General features: G+C 69.3%; 18 protein-coding genes. 11 read left to right on the top strand and 7 right to left on the bottom strand.

What is annotated here, in order from left to right; translation table 11 throughout:
* The first annotated feature begins 1 nt into the window (after position 1).
* From sufC to CGZ93_RS06630, 5 genes are all read left to right on the top strand, one after another.
* Positions 2-763, top strand: a complete 762-nt coding sequence (sufC, locus tag CGZ93_RS06650; RefSeq protein ID WP_094363366.1) for a Fe-S cluster assembly ATPase SufC — start codon at positions 2-4, stop codon at positions 761-763.
* Between the two features lie 60 nt (positions 764-823).
* Positions 824-2,128: an aminotransferase class V-fold PLP-dependent enzyme gene (locus CGZ93_RS06645; RefSeq protein ID WP_094363365.1), complete on the top strand. Its 1,305-nt coding sequence runs from the start codon at positions 824-826 to the stop codon at positions 2,126-2,128.
* Between the two features lies 1 nt (position 2,129).
* Positions 2,130-2,585: a Fe-S cluster assembly sulfur transfer protein SufU gene (gene sufU / locus CGZ93_RS06640; RefSeq protein ID WP_094363364.1), complete on the top strand. Its 456-nt coding sequence runs from the start codon at positions 2,130-2,132 to the stop codon at positions 2,583-2,585.
* 18 nt (positions 2,586-2,603) lie between these two features.
* On the top strand, positions 2,604-3,011 hold the full coding sequence (locus CGZ93_RS06635) for a metal-sulfur cluster assembly factor (protein ID WP_094363363.1): 408 nt from the start codon (positions 2,604-2,606) through the stop codon (positions 3,009-3,011).
* A gap of 129 nt (positions 3,012-3,140) precedes the next feature.
* Positions 3,141-4,553, top strand: a complete 1,413-nt coding sequence (locus CGZ93_RS06630) for an MFS transporter (protein WP_094363362.1) — start codon at positions 3,141-3,143, stop codon at positions 4,551-4,553.
* Positions 4,554-4,565: 12 nt separating this feature from the next.
* On the opposite strand, the gene CGZ93_RS06625 is transcribed toward CGZ93_RS06630, so the two are convergent.
* The 3 genes from CGZ93_RS06625 to CGZ93_RS06620 are packed head-to-tail and all read right to left on the bottom strand — an operon-like array spanning position 4,566 to position 6,175.
* Entirely contained in the window at positions 4,566-5,066 is a 501-nt protein-coding gene (locus tag CGZ93_RS06625) for a QcrA and Rieske domain-containing protein (protein WP_094363361.1), read from the bottom strand.
* A gap of 3 nt (positions 5,067-5,069) precedes the next feature.
* Positions 5,070-5,243 (bottom strand): hypothetical protein, encoded by a 174-nt coding sequence (locus CGZ93_RS18830; protein WP_171195379.1) that lies wholly within the window; start codon positions 5,241-5,243, stop codon positions 5,070-5,072.
* Positions 5,244-5,296: 53 nt separating this feature from the next.
* Positions 5,297-6,175, bottom strand: a complete 879-nt coding sequence (locus CGZ93_RS06620) for a LysR family transcriptional regulator ArgP (protein ID WP_094363360.1) — start codon at positions 6,173-6,175, stop codon at positions 5,297-5,299.
* A gap of 70 nt (positions 6,176-6,245) precedes the next feature.
* Between CGZ93_RS06620 and CGZ93_RS06615 the strand changes: the two genes are divergently transcribed.
* The gene (locus CGZ93_RS06615; RefSeq protein WP_229117251.1) at positions 6,246-6,860 is read left to right on the top strand and encodes a LysE/ArgO family amino acid transporter; all 615 of its coding nucleotides are present in this window, start codon (positions 6,246-6,248) and stop codon (positions 6,858-6,860) included.
* Between the two features lie 25 nt (positions 6,861-6,885).
* Here CGZ93_RS06615 and CGZ93_RS06610 read toward each other — a convergent pair whose 3' ends face one another.
* Both CGZ93_RS06610 and CGZ93_RS06605 read right to left on the bottom strand, forming a co-directional pair.
* A complete protein-coding gene (locus CGZ93_RS06610; protein ID WP_094363359.1) occupies positions 6,886-7,476 on the bottom strand; it encodes a mycothiol transferase in 591 nt (196 codons plus the stop codon).
* A gap of 23 nt (positions 7,477-7,499) precedes the next feature.
* Entirely contained in the window at positions 7,500-8,054 is a 555-nt protein-coding gene (locus CGZ93_RS06605) for a DinB family protein (protein WP_094363358.1), read from the bottom strand.
* Positions 8,055-8,133: 79 nt separating this feature from the next.
* Between CGZ93_RS06605 and CGZ93_RS06600 the strand changes: the two genes are divergently transcribed.
* On the top strand, positions 8,134-9,126 hold the full coding sequence (locus CGZ93_RS06600) for a helix-turn-helix transcriptional regulator (protein ID WP_094363357.1): 993 nt from the start codon (positions 8,134-8,136) through the stop codon (positions 9,124-9,126).
* Here the strand turns inward: CGZ93_RS06600 and CGZ93_RS06595 are convergent.
* On the bottom strand, positions 9,077-9,673 hold the full coding sequence (locus tag CGZ93_RS06595) for a hypothetical protein (protein WP_141211110.1): 597 nt from the start codon (positions 9,671-9,673) through the stop codon (positions 9,077-9,079). The genes CGZ93_RS06600 and CGZ93_RS06595 overlap by 50 nt on opposite strands.
* A 236-nt stretch (positions 9,674-9,909) precedes the next feature.
* Between CGZ93_RS06595 and CGZ93_RS06590 the strand changes: the two genes are divergently transcribed.
* From CGZ93_RS06590 to CGZ93_RS06575, 4 genes are all read left to right on the top strand, one after another.
* Positions 9,910-11,502, top strand: coding sequence for an ABC-F family ATP-binding cassette domain-containing protein (locus tag CGZ93_RS06590; RefSeq protein WP_094363392.1), 1,593 nt, complete (start codon positions 9,910-9,912; stop codon positions 11,500-11,502).
* A gap of 22 nt (positions 11,503-11,524) precedes the next feature.
* On the top strand, positions 11,525-12,802 hold the full coding sequence (locus CGZ93_RS06585) for a GNAT family N-acetyltransferase (RefSeq protein WP_094363355.1): 1,278 nt from the start codon (positions 11,525-11,527) through the stop codon (positions 12,800-12,802).
* A gap of 152 nt (positions 12,803-12,954) precedes the next feature.
* The gene (locus tag CGZ93_RS19350; protein ID WP_229117250.1) at positions 12,955-13,452 is read left to right on the top strand and encodes a helix-turn-helix domain-containing protein; all 498 of its coding nucleotides are present in this window, start codon (positions 12,955-12,957) and stop codon (positions 13,450-13,452) included.
* Positions 13,453-15,321, top strand: coding sequence for an ABC transporter ATP-binding protein (locus tag CGZ93_RS06575; RefSeq protein WP_094363354.1), 1,869 nt, complete (start codon positions 13,453-13,455; stop codon positions 15,319-15,321).
* A 27-nt stretch (positions 15,322-15,348) separates the two neighbouring features.
* Here the strand turns inward: CGZ93_RS06575 and CGZ93_RS06570 are convergent, their stop codons facing one another.
* Positions 15,349-16,146, bottom strand: coding sequence for a putative RNA methyltransferase (locus CGZ93_RS06570; RefSeq protein ID WP_094363353.1), 798 nt, complete (start codon positions 16,144-16,146; stop codon positions 15,349-15,351).
* Positions 16,147-16,149: the final 3 nt, after the last annotated feature.

Below are 16,149 nucleotides of genomic sequence, written 5' to 3'. Positions count from 1 at the left end.
AATGTCGAAGCTCGAGATCAAGGACCTGCACGTCAGCGTCGACACCGAGAGCGGTGCCAAGGAGATCCTCAAGGGGGTCGATCTCACGGTGAACTCCGGTGAGGTGCACGCGATCATGGGCCCGAACGGTTCGGGCAAGTCCACCCTGGCGTATGCCATCGCCGGCCACCCGAAGTATCAGGTCACCTCCGGCACGGTCACCCTGGACGGGGAGGACCTGCTGGCGCTGTCGGTCGACGAGCGGGCGCGGGCCGGGTTGTTCCTGGCCATGCAGTACCCGGTCGAGGTGCCCGGGGTGTCGGTGTCGAACTTCCTGCGCACCGCCAAGACCGCCATCGACGGTGAGGCGCCGAAGTTGCGTCAGTTCGTCAAGGACGTCAACGGCGTGCTCGATCGGGTCAACCTGGACAAGAGTTTCGCCCAGCGCTCGGTCAACGAGGGGTTCTCCGGTGGTGAGAAGAAGCGTCACGAGATCGCCCAGTTGGAGCTGCTGAACCCGAAGTTCGCCGTTCTCGACGAGACCGACTCCGGTCTCGACATCGATGCGCTGCGGATCGCCTCTGAGGGCGTGAACCGGTACGCCGGACAGGGCGATCGCGGCGTGCTGCTGATCACCCACTACACGCGCATCCTCAACTACATCAAGCCCGATCACGTGCACGTGTTCATCGACGGCCACTTCGTGGAGCAGGGCGGCCCGGAGCTCGCCGCCCAGCTCGAGGCCGAGGGCTACGACAAGTACCTGCGCGCCGCCCGCGCCTGACCCGACGCTGGCTGCGCCTGACCCACGCTGGCTGAGCCTGTCGAAGCCACCAGGAGAGCGATGACCCAGACCCACACCAACGAGGAGATCCCCGACCCGGCCCCGCTCAGCGGAGCCAGGTTGCCGCTGCCGCACGGGATCGACATCGACGCGGTACGCCGCGACTTTCCCATCCTCAGCAGGGAATCCGGCGGTCGGCCGATCACCTACCTCGACTCCGCGAACACCTCGCAGAAGCCGCAGGTGGTGATCGACACGATCGCCGAGCACTACCGTGACCACAACGCCAACGTGGCGCGGGCGATGCACCTGCTGGGTGCCGAGGCGACCGAGGCGTTCGAGGGTGGCCGGGCCAAGGTGGCGGCGTTCATCGGGGCCGCGCGCAGCGAGGAGGTGGTGTTCACCAAGAACGCCTCCGAGGCGCTGAATCTGTGTGCCCACACGCTCGGCAGTCGGCTCGGCCCAGGTGACGAGATCGTGGTGTCGGTGATGGAGCACCACTCCAACATCGTGCCGTGGCAGCTGCTGGCCGAGCGGACCGGCGCCACCCTGCGCTGGTTCGACATCACCGAGGAGGGTCGCCTCGACCTGGCCGCCGCCGAACGGGACGGGCTGATCAACGAGCGCACCAAGGTGGTCTCGGTGACCTGGGTGTCCAACGTGCTCGGCACCGTCAACCCGATCCGCCGGATCGCCGATCAGGCGCACGCCGTGGGCGCGGTGATGGTGGTCGACGCCTCCCAGGGCGTACCGCAGTTGCAGACGCGGGTGTCCGAGCTGGGTGCGGACCTGATGGCGTTCACCGGGCACAAGATGGTCGGCCCGACCGGCATCGGCGTGCTCTGGGGTCGCTATGACCTGCTCGCCGAGTTGCCGCCGTTCCTCGGCGGGGGAGAGATGATCGAGATCGTACGGATGTCCGGGTCGACCTTCGCGCCGCCCCCGCACCGGTTCGAGGCGGGTACGCCCCCGATCGCCCAGGCGGCCGGCCTCGGCGCAGCGGTGGACTATCTGTCCGGGATCGGCATGGGATCGGTCTCCCGGCACGAACGGGAGATCACGGCGTACGCCCTGGAAGGGCTGAAAACCCTGCCCGGGTTGAAGATCCTCGGACCGAGCGAGCCGGTGGACCGCGGGGGTGCGATCTCGTTCACCCTCGACGACATCCACCCGCACGATGTCGCTCAGCTGCTGGACAGCCGGCTGGTCGCCGTCCGCGGCGGGCACCACTGTGCGCGACCGCTGCACGATCGGCTGGGCGTGCAGTCGTCGACGCGGGCGTCGTTCTACCTCTACACGAGCCAGGCCGAGATCGACACCCTGGTCGACGCGCTGGCGTACACGATCAAGTTCTTCAGGGGTTGAGATGAACGTCGAGGAGTTGTACCAGGAGATCATCCTGGATCACTACAAGGCCAAGCACCACAGCGGTCTGCGCGATCCGCACGAGGCCGAGGTGCACCACGTGAACCCGAGCTGCGGCGACGAGCTGACGCTGCGGGTGCACCTGGACGGGGACACCGTCGCCGACATCTCCTATGACGCCGAGGGTTGCTCGATCTCCCAGGCGTCCACCTCGGTGATGACCGACCTGGTGATCGGCAAGAAGGTCGACGACGCGTTCGACCTGCACCGGGAGTTCAAGGTGATGATGGACTCCCGGGGCGACTACGACCCCGACGAGGACCGGTTCGAGGACGCGATCGCGTTCGTCGGGGTGGCGAAGTTTCCGGCCCGGATCAAGTGCGCCCTGCTCGGCTGGGAGGCCTTCCGGGACGCCGCGCTGCAGGCCGGCGCCAGTGACCAGCACGCGGACAAGTGAACGGCGAAAGGAAATCCGATGAGTGAGCAGAGCACCGAGCAGGCCACCGAACGCCCCTCCGACCGGGTCCGCGACACCCTGCCGGATCAGGTCGAGCAGCCTGGTGTCGTGGGGGAGAAGCCGTCCGAGGACGACCTCTACGAGGCGCTCAAGGACGTGGTCGACCCCGAGCTGGGGATCAACGTCGTCGACCTCGGCCTTGTCTATGGGCTGCACGTGGACGACGATTCCGCCGTCACCGTGGACATGACGCTGACCTCGGCGGCCTGTCCGCTGACCGATGTGATCGAGGACCAGACCAACACCGCGCTGCAGGACCTCGCCTCGCGCACCGCGATCAACTGGGTCTGGATGCCGCCGTGGACGCCGGAGAAGATCTCCGACGACGGCCGCGACCAGCTGCGGATGCTCGGCTTCAACGTCTGAGCCCCTCCCACGCTCCTGAGCCTGTCGAAGGGTCCCTGAGCCTGTCGAAGGGCCCACATGGTGGGACGGGGTGTCCGCGTTTCGGTCGGTGGGGCCTAGGGTCATCCCGCCCCCGACCGAAGGACGACGATGACCGACACCGCCGAGCTGCCCCCGCACCTGAGCCGCGGACACAACCCCAACCGGCCCGGCCGGGTGCTGACCGCCAGCCTGGTCGGAACGACGATCGAGTTCTTCGACTTCTATGCCTACGGGACGGCCGCCTCCCTGGTCTTTCCCAGCCTGTTCTTCCCGTCGAAGAACCCGACCACCGAACTGCTGGCCTCCTTCGCCGTGTTCGGTGTCGCCTTCCTCGCCCGTCCGCTCGGGTCGCTGATCTTCGGGCACTTCGGCGACCGGGTCGGTCGCAAGAAGACGCTGGTGGCGAGCCTGCTGGTGATGGGCATCGGCACCTTCCTGATCGGCTGCCTGCCCACCGCGCACACTCCCGGCTGGGCCATCTTGGCTCCGCTGTTCCTGGTGGTGCTGCGCTTCTGCCAGGGCATCGGACTCGGTGGTGAGTGGTCCGGCGCCGCGCTGCTGGCGACCGAGAACGCGCCGCCCGGAAAGCGCGCCATCTATGGAACCTTTCCCCAGCTCGGTGCGCCGATCGGTTTCCTCACCTCCAACCTGCTCTTCCTGCTGCTGAACCAGAACCTGAGTGCGGAGGCGTTCAGCGCCTGGGGCTGGCGGATCCCGTTCCTGGTCTCGGCCCTGCTGGTCGCGGTCGGTCTCTACGTGCGGTTCCAGCTGATCGAGACACCCTCCTTCCAGAAGGTGCTCGACGAGAACCAGGTGGTACGCCTGCCGCTGGCGACCGTGCTGAAGAGCTCGTGGAAGCCGCTGATCCTGGGCACCATCGTGATGGTCGCGACCTACGTCATCTTCTACATGATGACCGCGTTCACGCTGACCTACGGCACCACGGCCGACACCGTGGAGAAGGCCGCAGCGGCCGCCGCGAAGGCAGGAAAGCCTTTCAACGCAGCTGGTTTCACCCCGGGACTGGGTTTCGCCCGGACCGAGTTCCTGACCTACCTGATCATCGCGGTGGTGTTCTTCGGCATCTTCACCGTGGTCTCCGGGCCGCTGGCCGAGCGGCTGGGCCGCAAGCGGATGCTGATGGGGGTCACCGTGCTGATCGCGGCGTACGGGCTCGCGCTGCACCCCATCTTCAACGCCGGCAGATATGGCGCACTGCTCGGGCTGATCATCGGGTTCACCCTGATGGGGCTGACCTACGGCCCGATGGCGGCGTACCTGCCCGAACTGTTCCCGGCCAATGTCCGCTACACCGGCTCGGCGGTCTCCTACAACCTGGCCTCGGTGGTCGGCGCCGGACCGGCACCCTTCGCGCTGGTCGCGCTCTGGCAGCTGAACGGCGGCAGGATCGTCTATGTCGGGTTCTATGTGGTGGCGGCGGCGATCACCACCATGGTCGGGCTGGCGTTGGCGCACGAGACCCGCGACAGCGACTATCACACCACCAGCGCCGAGGGCTGAGGAGAACGGAGGTCAGGCCTTGACGATGCTGTCGCCGTCGACCTTGACGTTCACCTTCTCCAGCGGCTTGTTGGACGGGCCCCGCTGGACGGCTCCGTCGAGGCCGAACTGGGATCCGTGGCAGCCGCAGACGATGCTCGCCCCGCGCAACGAGGACACCATGCACCCCTGGTGCGGGCAGATGCCGGACAGGCCGACGAACTGACCGGCGCTCGGCTGGGTGAGGACCATCCGCTCGGCGGTGAGGATCTTGCCGCCGCCCACCGGGACGTCGGCGGTCTTGGCCAGGGCGCCGGCGACCGGGCTCGAGGGGGTCGTCCCGCCGCCGGTCGGTGTGGCGGAGGTTCCGCCGCCGGTGGGGGCCTGGCTTGCCGGGGTTGCAGCGCCGCCGGCGGGGGCAGTGGTCCGCGTGTTCTGGGATCCGGCGCCGCTCGAGCAGGCCGTCAGGCCGCCCACGGCCAATGCGGAGAGCCCGAGGGTTGCGGTGAGTACGCCGCGTCGCGAGGTGGTCATCGCTCACCAGCTGCCGAGGTTGCCGCTGGAGGATTCCTCGCCCGAATCGCCGATGACCCCGGCCGAGTCGGCGTACTCTTCTTCGCCGGACTCGTCGTCGGGCAGGATGATCTCCTCCTCGGTCAACGCGACCTCACGCTGCTCGTCGGGTACCGGTGGTTGCTGTGGTTCGGTCATCGCGTCCTCCTGACTGACGGCGTGCACGTTGTCCCCCAGTATGCCCACCCCGTTCACACCCGGGCAGGGGGTGCGGTCAGGCTGTCCGCGGCGGCCTCGATCATCGCCTCGGCCAGGGCGTCGAGCACGGGGGAGCGGAGTTTCCACTGCTGCCAATACAGGGCGACCCGCACCACGCCACCCGGTTCCAGCTCGACCAGGTCGGGTGTGCGCTGCAGGTCGGGGATCATCCCCCAGCCCATGCCGAGCCGGACCGCCCACGCATAGCTGGTCGACTCCGGCACCAAGTGCCGTGGCGGGTCGAGCCGGCGGCTGCGCCGGCGCAGCCACCGGTGCTGCAGGTCGTCGTCGCGGTCGAACACCACCACCGGGGCCTCGGCCAGGGCGGCCACGGTCGCGCCATCGGGAAACCAACGCTGGCAGAAATCCCGGGTCGCCATCGGCCGATACGGCATGGCGCCGAGTCGGCGTACGCTGCAGCCCGGGACCGGATCCGCAACCGAGGTGACCGCCGCCATCGCCGCACCGCTGCGCAGGCCGCGGGTGGAGTGGTCCTGGTCCTCCCGGGTGACCTCGACCCGCACGCCGTGCTCGCTCGCCACCCGCGCCAGCGGCGGCAGCGCCCAGGTGGCCAGCGAGTCGGCGTTCACCACCAGCGTGAGCGAGGGGTTCGGGCCGTCGCTGGCGCCCAGCTCGCTCAGCGCGTCGGCGCGCAGCAGCTCCTGCTGCCGGGCCAACCGCATCAACACCGCCCCCGACTCGGTCGGTAGCGCTGGCCGGGCCCGAATCAGCACCGTCCGGCCGAGCTGGGTCTCCAGCGCCTTGATCCGCTGACTGACCGCCGACGGGCTGATTCCCAGGGCGTACGCCGCGTCCTCGAACGATCCCTCGTCGACCACCGCCAGCAGGGTGCGCAGCTGCTCTGATTCCATGAAGCAATGCTAAAGCAGGTGAAGAATCTTTAGTTGGACTGATCCGGACAGACTGCCTAGCGTTGGCCGCGTGGATCTCACCCTGCTTCCGCCGGCGCTGGCCGGACTCGGCTTCGGACTGTCGCTGATCATCGCCATCGGCGCGCAGAACGCTTTCGTGCTCAGGCAGGGATTGCGACAGGAACACGTCGGCCCGATCGTGGCCCTCTGCGCACTCTCCGACCTCGTGCTGATCCTGGCCGGGGTCGGGGGAATGGGCGCGGCGATACAACGGATGCCCATTCTGCTGTTGGTGATCCGCTTCGGCGGGGCGGCGTTCCTGATCGGGTACGCCGTGCTCGCTGCCCGGCGGGCGCTGCGCCCCGACGCCCTCACCGCGGAAACGACCGGCCCCGGGCTCGGCCTGGGGCAGGCGGTGGCCACCGCGGCCGCCCTGACGTGGCTCAACCCGCACGTCTATCTGGACACGGTGGTGCTGCTCGGCTCGGTCGCGAACACCCACCGGCCACACCAGTGGGCGTTCGCGACCGGGGCCAGCATCGGCAGCGTGCTCTGGTTCTCCGGGCTCGGCTTCGGGGCGCGACTGCTCGGACGGGTGTTCGCCCGGCCGATGGCGTGGCGGGTGCTCGACGGCGCCATCGCGCTGGTGATGCTGGGGCTCGGCGTACGGCTGCTGATCGGCTGACCGGCAGCCGGTTCGCGCCCGCAGGTCAGTCGGCCTGGGCCTGCTCCGGCGTCCACGGCTTGATGAACGCGTTGCCCGCCCGTCCCTGGACGGCGAACAGCAGCGGCATCGCCTGCGCCCCGTCGATCTGCTCGCGGATGATGTCGGCGTGGCCGGCGTGCCTGGCGAACTCGTCGACATGGTGCACCAGCAGCATCCGCTGGGTCGCCTGCACCGGTTCGGGCTGGTCGTCCCACGGCTTCGGGCCGACGGTGACCTCGGCGGCCGGGTCCATCGCCCGGATCGCGGTCAGATAGCCCGGGCGTATCTGGTCGAACGCCGCGAGGAGGCGGGCCAGGGTCTCGTTCTCGGCCGGGGTGAAGCTGCCCATGAACTCGGCCGCCCGGGCCGCGAAACCCGGTTCGGCGTCCGAGCCCTCGTCCTGGTCGGCGGGCAGCTGCTGGCGCATCACCCAGGTGGCGTGCTTGATGATTCCGGTGATGGACAGCCCGGAGCGGCAGGGTCGCGAACGCCCCTGCTCCTCGGTCAACCCGTGCGCGGAGTTGCGGATGCCGTCGAGCATCTCGTCGATGTAGCCGGTGATGGCCTGGGACTCGTCAAGAAGTGCGGGATACATGATTTCTCCTTCTCCAGTTGGTTTCAGCGGTGTGCGTAGAGATCGCGGAGCAGCGCGATCTCGGCGCCGTGGTGGATCAGCTCGCGGTTGATGTGCAGCACCAGGTCCACCATCGGTCGTTCGGCGTACTCACCCTCGGCCCGACCACAGGGCCGATCCAGACCGTCCTCGCCCAGGGCCTCCACTCCGGCGTGCCAGTCGGCGTACGCCCGGTCGAGCTGCCCGAGCGCCTCGGCCGCGGTGCCGGCGTACGCCCAGCTCGGGTAGTCCGCCGGTGGGCCGCCGAAGTGCGCGGCGTTGCGCACCGCCAGCACGCCGACGATCACGTGACCGAGCCGCCAGGCGATCGTGGTGACCCTCGACGGTTCGGGTTCTGGGTACGTCCAGTCGATCTCGTGGCTGCCGGTGCCGGAGGCCATCGGGGTCGCTCCGGTGCCGGCCGGGCGTACGCTCCAGGCCCCCGGGGTGGGTCGCCAGAAGTATTCGTCGTCGGTCAGCCCGTCGAGCCGGGGCCGCAGCTGGTTGTCCCAGTGCCAGTCGAGCTGGAACAGCGCCGCGTCAAGGGTGCGATGTCGCATGGGTCCTCCTCATCGGTTTACACCAGCCTGCGGGACCAACAGGACAGGAGCTGTCCGCTGGGGGTGACAGGCTGGTGCCATGACGGAAACGACCTATCGGGTGCTGACCCTGCTCAGCCTGCTGGAGAGCCGGCCCACCAGGAGCGGGCCGGACCTGGCCGCGCAGCTCGGCGTGACCACGCGGACGGTACGCCGGGACGTCGAGCGGCTGCGGGCGCTCGGCTATCCGGTGCACGGTGAGCAGGGCAGCGAAGGCGGTTATCGGCTCGGTCGCGGCCGGCGTCTGCCGCCGTTGGTGCTCGACGACGAGGAGGCCGTCGCGGTCACCCTGTGCCTGCGGCTGGGGGCCGCCGGGGTGCTGGTCGGGGTGGAGGAGAGCGCCCTGCGCGCCCTGACCAAGCTGGATCAGGTGCTGCCCGCGCGGCTCAGTGCCAAGGTGCACGCGGTGGACGACGCGACCACCGCGCTGCCCGGCACCCGCGGCGTACGCATGGACACCGACCTGCTCACCCGGCTCGCCCAGGCAGCGCAGGAAACCGTACGGGTGCGTTTTGACTACACCGCCCGCGACGGGACCGCCACCGAGCGACACGTCGAGCCCTATCGGCTCGTCACCACCGGAAGGATCTGGTATCTGTTCTGCTTCGACCTCGACCGGGAGGACTGGCGCACTTTCCGGCTGGACCGGATGTCCGGGCTGCACGTGACCACGTTCCGGTTCCGGCCGCGACCCACCCCCGACCCGGTCGAGCACGTACAGCGTGCGTGGTCGCGCTCGTCCTGGCGGCACACCGTGACGGTGCTGCTGGGTGCCCCGCTGGAGCAGGTGCAGAGGCGAATTCCGCAGCGCTACGGCACCTGCACCGCGGTCGGGCCGGACCGGACCCGGGCCGTCTGCGGGGCCGACGAGCTCACCGAGCTGGCGCTGCACCTGGCCTGGGCCGCCATCGACCTCGACGCCGACCTCGAGGTGGTCGAATCCCCGGAGCTGGCCGAGGAACTGCGCCGTTTGGGGGAGCGGATCACTTCCTTCGCCGCGACTTCTGCTCGGCCGGGCGTCCGTCCTGGCTGAGCTCGGGCCGCAACGGTTCCGGAGCCGGCCGCATCGGGTACTGATAGCCCGAGTTGTCGCTGATGAGTCTGGTCCAGTAGTTGGCGGTCGCCGCGTGGTCATCCAGCGAGAACCGGCTGCCGGAGTCGTTGAGCTGGCGTTCGTGAGCGGTCGACACGTCGCTGGGATTGCGCAGCTCCTGGCGCGGCAGGTGGCGTTCCTTCGCGGTACGCCGGGCCGCCGCCTCGGCGTCCTCCTTGCGGGTGATCGCGCGACGGGCCCCCTCGTCCAGCCCGGCGGGACCGCTGGTCGAAGCACCGGCCGCCGGCGCGGACGGATGAGGTCCGGCCTGCAGCCTGACGACCAACCCGCGCAGGGTTGCGCACGCCTGCTGGAACAGCCGGTCGGCCGCGTTGATCGCCTCCTTGATGGCGCTGAGCAGGGCCGTGAACTCCTCCAGCAGCTGCTTCGCCTGCGAGACCAGGTCCCAGGCCTCCTTGATCGCCAGCGCGATGCCGATCGGAAGGAGCGGCCCGACGAACACGGCCTCGGCCATCACCTTTCTCACCAGGGCTTCCAGCAGGCCCTCCACCAGGGTTCCGGGAACCCGACCGAGGTGAGCGCTGCCCCAGTGAGGGTGGCCGTCACGATTCCGTCGGTGGCGGTGCCTTGCGCGGTGCTGACTGGGTCGTCTGTGGGGGTGCTCATGAACCTCCGACGTGATTGCCAATGCAAAGAGTTTCTTGGGAAACTGCAAATCTGCTGATTTGGTCCGCCGCTGCGGCGTACGGGATCATGGGGCGAGTGTTGAGTGTCAGGGATCTCGAGGTACGCGCAGGGGCGCGGCTGTTGCTGTCCGCGGTCTCGTTCCAGGTGACCCCGGGCGACAAGATCGGGCTGGTCGGGCGCAACGGAGCCGGCAAGACGACGATGACCAAGATCCTCGCCGGCGAGGCCCAACCAGCCAGCGGCCAGGTGACGCGTACCGGCAAGATCGGCTATCTGCCGCAGGACCCGAAGACCGGAGACCTCTCGGTGCTGGCCCGCGACCGGATCCTCTCCGCCCGCGGACTCGACGGCATCCTGCGCCGGCTGGACACCTATTCCGAGCAGATGGCCGACCCCGACCTGCACGACAGGGCGATGGCGTCCTATGCCCGGGCCGAGGCGGAGCTGACCGCGGCCGGTGGGTACGCCGCAGAGGCCGAGGCGGCGCGGATCGCGGCCAACCTCGGCCTGCCCGACCGGGTGCTCGGCCAACCCCTGGAAACCCTCTCCGGCGGACAGCGGCGCCGGGTGGAACTGGCCCGGATTCTCTTCTCCGACGCCGATTCCCTGCTCCTGGACGAGCCGACCAACCACCTCGATGCCGACTCGATCACCTGGCTGCGCGGGTTCCTGCAGGGCTATCCCGGTGCGGTGATGATGATCTCCCACGACACCGCCCTGCTCGACGCCACCGTGACCAAGGTGTTCCACCTGGACGCCAACCGCTCCGAGCTGGACATCTATTCGATGAACTGGAAGCGCTACCTCAGCCAGCGCGAGACCGACGAGAAACGCCGCCGCCGGGAGCGGTTGAACGCCGAGCGCAAGGCCGATCAATTGCTCACCCAGGCAGCAAAAATGGGCGCCAAGGCGACCAAGGCGACCGCGGCGCACAACATGGCCCGCCGCGCCGAGAAGCTGCTCGCCGGGGTCGAGGGGGAGCGTACCCAGGACCGCGTGGCACGGATCCGTTTCCCGAAGCCCGCCGCCTGCGGCAAGACCCCGCTGACCGCGGCCGACCTGTCCAAGGGATATGGCTCGCTGGAGGTGTTCACCGCCGTCGACCTGGCCATCGACCGTGGCAACAAGGTCGTGGTGATCGGACTGAACGGCGCCGGAAAGACGACCCTGCTGAGGATTCTGGCCGGGGTGGAGCAGGCGGACACCGGAGAGGTGATCCCCGGCCACGGGCTGCGGATCGGCTATTTCGCCCAGGAGCACGACACCATCGACACCGACCGCACGGTGCTGCAGAACATGGTGTCCTCCTCCCCGGATCTCAACGAGACCGAGGTGCGCAAGATCCTCGGCTCCTTCCTGTTCACCGGTGACGACGTGGAGAAGCCGGCCCGGGTGCTGTCCGGTGGAGAGAAGACGCGGCTGTCGCTGGCGATGCTGGTCGTCTCCGGCGCCAACGTGCTGCTGCTCGATGAGCCGACCAACAACCTCGACCCGGCCTCCCGGGCGGAGGTGCTCGAGGCGATCCGCACCTACGAGGGCGCGGTGGTGCTGGTCACCCACGACGACGGGGCGGCCGAGGCGCTCGACCCCGACCGGGTGCTGCTGCTGCCCGACGGGGTGGAGGACCACTGGAGCGCCGAATATGCGGAGCTGATCGAGCTGGCCTGACCAGCGCGCTAGGGTCTGGGAAATGGAGCTTGAGCACCGCACCTTCCGCACCACCTCCGACCGGATCGAGGACAACCCGGAGTTCCAGGGGTGGTGGCAGGCGGTGCACCTCGGCTTCCACGAGGGGCTGGCCGAGAACCAGACGATCGAGTGGACCCTGCGCCAGAGCGTCGCCGACAACTGGCAGCTGCGCGGGGCGTACGACAACGATCTGCCGCCCGAGGCGCTGTCTAAGGTGCACCCGATCGGCACCTTCGTCTCCTTCGAGAAGACGCTCAACGTGGGCGCCGGCCGGCTGCTGCCCGCCCATCTGGTCTCCCAGGTGACGGTCCGCCCGACCCACCGCCGACAGGGGATTCTGCGTCGGATGATGACCGACGACCTCACCGCCGCCCGCGACGACGGCCTGGCGATCGCTGCGCTGACCGCCACCGAGGCGACCATCTATGGCCGGTTCGGGTTCGGCCCGGCCAGCTTCTGCCAGCGGATCAGTGTCACCACCGACGCCCGCTTCCAGCTGCGCCACCCCACCACGGGCCGGGTCGAGCTGACCGACCAGGAAACCATGGGTCGGGTCGCCCCGCAGGTCTATCAGCGGGTGCACGAGCGGATCTTCGGCTCGATCGGGCGGGAGTTCCTGTACGCCGAGGAGCGGGCCGGGGTGTTCGACCTGGACGCCCAGAAGCGCAACCGAAAGGTGCGCAACGCGCTGCACTTCGGCGCCGACGGACGCCCGGACGGGTTCGTCTGCTACAGCGTCTCCGGCTTCGACACCCGCCCGGTGACGATCACGGTGCTCGACCTGTGCGCCGTCGACGGGGCGGCCCAGCTCGCGCTGTGGGAGTTCCTCGGCGCGATCGACCTGGTCGAACGGGTGGACTGGAAGGAGGCGCCCACCGAGGACCCGTTGAAGTGGGCGCTCGCCGACCAGCGCTGTTATCGGGTGAACGCGGTCGACGACCGGCTGTGGCTGCGCATCCTCGACCCGGTCGCCGCGTTGGAGGGTCGGGCGTACGCCTGTGAGGACCTGGACCTGGTTCTCGAGGTCAGCGACCGGATGGGCCTGGCCGCGGGGACCTTCCGGATCGGCGTACGCGACGGCCAGGCGAGCGTCACCCCCACCACGGGGCCGGGTGAGGTGCGCCTCGATGTGGAGGAGTTGGGGTCGCTCTATCTCGGCGGGGTCGATCCGGGCACCCTGGCGGTGGCCGGACGATTGTCGGGGGATGAGGAGGCACTGACCCGCCTGCGGCAGCTGTTCACCGGCTTCGGCCGCCCCTGGTGCAACACCATGTTCTGACACCCCCTGCCCACGCTTATCTCCTCGCATTCACGCGTCCCCAATTGGGGGAGCGTGAATGCGAGGAGATAAGCGTGGGCAGGGGGTCGCATCCGATAGAGTGCGCGGGTACCGGGGACGATCCACCCACCCGTTCACGAGGAGGTTTCCGGATGGCAGTCAACTCGTCGGTTTCCCCCGGTCGCGGCGCACGCATCGTGGGCGGTGCGCGTATCGATCTGGCGTCAGATCTGCGCCGCCGCTATGAGGCCGGAGAATCGATCCGGTCGATGGCCGACGATCTGGGACGCTCCTACGGGTTCGTCCAGGGACTGCTCAAGGAGGCCGGGGTCACCCTGCGCAGCCGCGGCGGAGCGACCCGCGGTGCCGAGGCCGTGGCCCGGCGCGAGGCCACCTTGGCGGCGGTGCAGCAGGTCCGCGCGGAACTCTCCAACGGCACCCCCGTCACCGCGACCGAACCGAAGCATGAGTCCGGCAAGAAGGCCGCCCCGGACAAGAAGGCGAAGAAGGCCAAGAAGTCCGACAGGGTCACCGCCACCGCGACGGATGCGAAACCGGCCAAGAACGTGAAACCGGCCAAGGCCGAGAAGTCGGGCAAGGCCAAGAAGTCCGGCAAGTCCAAGAAGGACAAGAAGGGCAAGAAGAACTAGATGAGCAGTCCCGGCGGCGGCGGGGGCGGCGGGATGGGACCGCTCAGCGGGATGCGCCGCGACCGCTCGGTGGTGCATCACCGGCTCGGTCAAGGGGTGGTCCGCCGCGTCCTCGGTTATGCCGCGGCCTATCGCGGTCTGATCGCGCTGTTCCTTGTGTTGATCGTTTTCGCGGCGGTGCTCGGCGTGCTGCCGCCGCTGCTGTTCCGCGAGATCATCGACGACGGCGTACTCGCCGGCAATCTGCAGCTGGTCGTCCGGCTGGCCCTGATCGTGGCGGGGATCGCGGTGGCCGACGCCCTGCTCTCCCTGGTCCAGCGCTGGTGCTCCGCCCGCATCGGTGAGGGCCTGATCCTTGACCTGCGCACCCAGGTGTTCGACCACGTGCAGTCGATGCCGATCTCCTTCTTCACCCGGACCCAGACCGGGAAACTCGTGTCCCGGTTGAACACCGACGTGATCGGCGCCCAGCAGGCGTTCACCTCCATCCTGTCCACCTCGGTGTCCAACATCATCTCCCTGGCACTGGTCCTCGGCGCGATGATCGTGCTGTCCTGGCAACTCACCCTGGCCGCCCTGGTGCTGCTGCCGATCTTCCTGATCCCGGCCCGGATCATGGGCGCGCGGCTGGCCGGGATGACCCGGGAGCAGATGACCCACAACGCCGACCTGTCGGCCACCATGACCGAACGGTTCAGCGTCTCCGGTGCCCTGCTGGTGAAGCTGTTCGGCCGCCCCGAGCACGAGCACCAGACCTTCGCCGACAAGGCGGACGCGATCCGGCGGGTGTCGATCCGGATCGCGATGAACACCCGCTTCTTCATGGTGTCGATGACCCTGGTCGCGGCCCTGGCCACCGCGCTGGTCTATGGCGTCGGCGGCTGGCTGGCCATCCGCGGATCACTCACCGTCGGCACCCTGACCGCACTGGCCGGTCTGCTGGCGCGGCTCTATGGCCCGCTGACCCAGCTGACGAACCTGCGGGTGGACGTGATGAGCGCCCTGGTCAGCTTCGAGCGGGTGTTCGAGGTGCTCGACCTCGAGCCGGCGATCGCCGATGCCCCGGACGCTCGCCCGGTCGGACCGTCGGGGTCGGTGGAGTTCGACCGGGTCGACTTCCGCTATCCCGACGCCAGCCAGGCCTCGCTGGCGTCGTTGGAGAGCGTGGCCCGCAGCGAGGACGCCGACGGCGCGCTGGTGCTGAACGAGGTCAGCTTCCGCGCCGAGCAGGGTCAGACCGTCGCCCTGGTGGGTCCCTCGGGCGGGGGAAAGACCACGCTGACCCACCTGATCGCCCGGCTCTATGACGTGACCGGCGGTGCCGTCCGGGTGGGCGGGGACGATGTGCGTCAGCTGCAACTGGCCTCACTGCAGGCGGCGATCGGCTACGTCACCCAGGACGCCCACATGTTCCACGACACGATCCGCGCCAACCTGGCGTACGCCAAACCGGAGGCCAGCGAGGAGCAGATGTGGCAGGCGCTGGCCGCCGCGCAGATCGACCGGTTGGTGCACAGCCTGGCCGACGGGCTGGACACGGTGGTGGGGGAGCGCGGCTATCGGCTGTCCGGTGGGGAGCGGCAGCGGCTGGCGATCGCCCGGCTGCTGCTCAAGGCGCCGCCGGTGGTGATCCTCGACGAGGCCACCGCCCACCTCGACTCCGAGTCCGAGGCGGCGGTGCAGCGCGCCCTGGACACGGCGATGGTGGGGCGCACCTCGATCGTGATCGCGCACCGCCTCTCCACCGTCCGCGAGGCCGACCAGATCCTGGTGCTGGCGAAGGGCCGAATCGTCGAACGCGGCCGACACACCGAACTGCTCGCCGCCGACGGGGTGTACGCCGAGTTGCACCGGACCCAGTTCGCCTGACCGGGGCGGGCCCTCGCCGAGCGCGGGTCAGCGGTGGCCGAAGGTCGACAGCCGCACCGACACGGTCACCTCGGCCCGCTCCGGAACGGCGGGATCGCTGTGGTGGAAGGCGTTCGGGCCCATCGCCACCAGCCGGCGCAGATCGGTCGCGGTCAGGTCCAGGTGATATGCGAGTTCCTGCTCGTCCAGCAGCGTCAGCTGCTCTCCCATCGTCTGGTGCAGTCGTTGCCGCTTGCCGCGCTCGACCTCCAGCAGCCCGAGGGTGCTCCGCAGTTCGGCCAGGTGATGCTCGGTCGGGGTGAGCACCAGCACCCGCCCCTGGGGTGCCAGCACCCGGGCGAACTCGGCCGGATTGCGCGGGGCGAAGACGCAGAGCAGGGTGTCGATCACCCCATCCAGGACCGGCAGCCCGGCCCAGGTGTCGGCCACCACCGCTCCCACCCGCGGCAGCCTGGCAGCGCGTCGGCAGGCGTACGCCGACAGGTCAGTTGCGAGGCCCCGGGCGTTCTCGCCGAGGCCGGAGCGCACCCCGGCCAGGTAGTGCCCGGTCCCGGCCCCCACCTCGAGCAGTCGGCTGCCCCGGGCCCGCGTGCCGAGCAGGTCGATCAGCGGGTCGAAGTGCCTGCCGGACAGGAAATCCGCGCGTTCCGCGACCATCTCGGCGGTGTCCGCGTGGCGCGGCGCGGCCCGGGTGAGGAGGTTGACGTAGCCCTGCCGGGCCAGATCGAACCGGTGCCCCCGGGCACAGGACAGCACCCGGTCGGTGAGCTCGCACGCCGACTCGCAGTGCGGGCACCGCAGCAGCTCGGCGACCTCGGCCAGCACGTC

Origin of the sequence: Enemella dayhoffiae (genome assembly GCF_002250625.1) — a bacterium.
GTDB lineage: Bacteria > Actinomycetota > Actinomycetes > Propionibacteriales > Propionibacteriaceae > Enemella > Enemella dayhoffiae.
Note: the sequence above shows the minus strand (reverse complement) of the source record. Positions and strands in the feature narration are given on the sequence as shown.

Excerpts from the sequence above, each read along its gene's own strand:
- sufC (WP_094363366.1), top strand. The coding sequence starts at position 2 with ATGTCGAAGCTCGAGATCAAGGACCTGCACGTCAGCGTCGACACCGAG.
- CGZ93_RS06645 (WP_094363365.1), top strand. The coding sequence starts at position 824 with ATGACCCAGACCCACACCAACGAGGAGATCCCCGACCCGGCCCCGCTC.
- sufU (WP_094363364.1), top strand. The coding sequence starts at position 2,130 with ATGAACGTCGAGGAGTTGTACCAGGAGATCATCCTGGATCACTACAAG.
- CGZ93_RS06635 (WP_094363363.1), top strand. The coding sequence starts at position 2,604 with ATGAGTGAGCAGAGCACCGAGCAGGCCACCGAACGCCCCTCCGACCGG.
- CGZ93_RS06630 (WP_094363362.1), top strand. The coding sequence starts at position 3,141 with ATGACCGACACCGCCGAGCTGCCCCCGCACCTGAGCCGCGGACACAAC.
- CGZ93_RS06625 (WP_094363361.1), bottom strand. The coding sequence starts at position 5,066 with ATGACCACCTCGCGACGCGGCGTACTCACCGCAACCCTCGGGCTCTCC.
- CGZ93_RS18830 (WP_171195379.1), bottom strand. The coding sequence starts at position 5,243 with ATGACCGAACCACAGCAACCACCGGTACCCGACGAGCAGCGTGAGGTC.
- CGZ93_RS06620 (WP_094363360.1), bottom strand. The coding sequence starts at position 6,175 with ATGGAATCAGAGCAGCTGCGCACCCTGCTGGCGGTGGTCGACGAGGGA.
- CGZ93_RS06610 (WP_094363359.1), bottom strand. The coding sequence starts at position 7,476 with ATGTATCCCGCACTTCTTGACGAGTCCCAGGCCATCACCGGCTACATC.
- CGZ93_RS06605 (WP_094363358.1), bottom strand. The coding sequence starts at position 8,054 with ATGCGACATCGCACCCTTGACGCGGCGCTGTTCCAGCTCGACTGGCAC.
- CGZ93_RS06600 (WP_094363357.1), top strand. The coding sequence starts at position 8,134 with ATGACGGAAACGACCTATCGGGTGCTGACCCTGCTCAGCCTGCTGGAG.
- CGZ93_RS06585 (WP_094363355.1), top strand. The coding sequence starts at position 11,525 with ATGGAGCTTGAGCACCGCACCTTCCGCACCACCTCCGACCGGATCGAG.
- CGZ93_RS19350 (WP_229117250.1), top strand. The coding sequence starts at position 12,955 with ATGGCAGTCAACTCGTCGGTTTCCCCCGGTCGCGGCGCACGCATCGTG.
- CGZ93_RS06575 (WP_094363354.1), top strand. The coding sequence starts at position 13,453 with ATGAGCAGTCCCGGCGGCGGCGGGGGCGGCGGGATGGGACCGCTCAGC.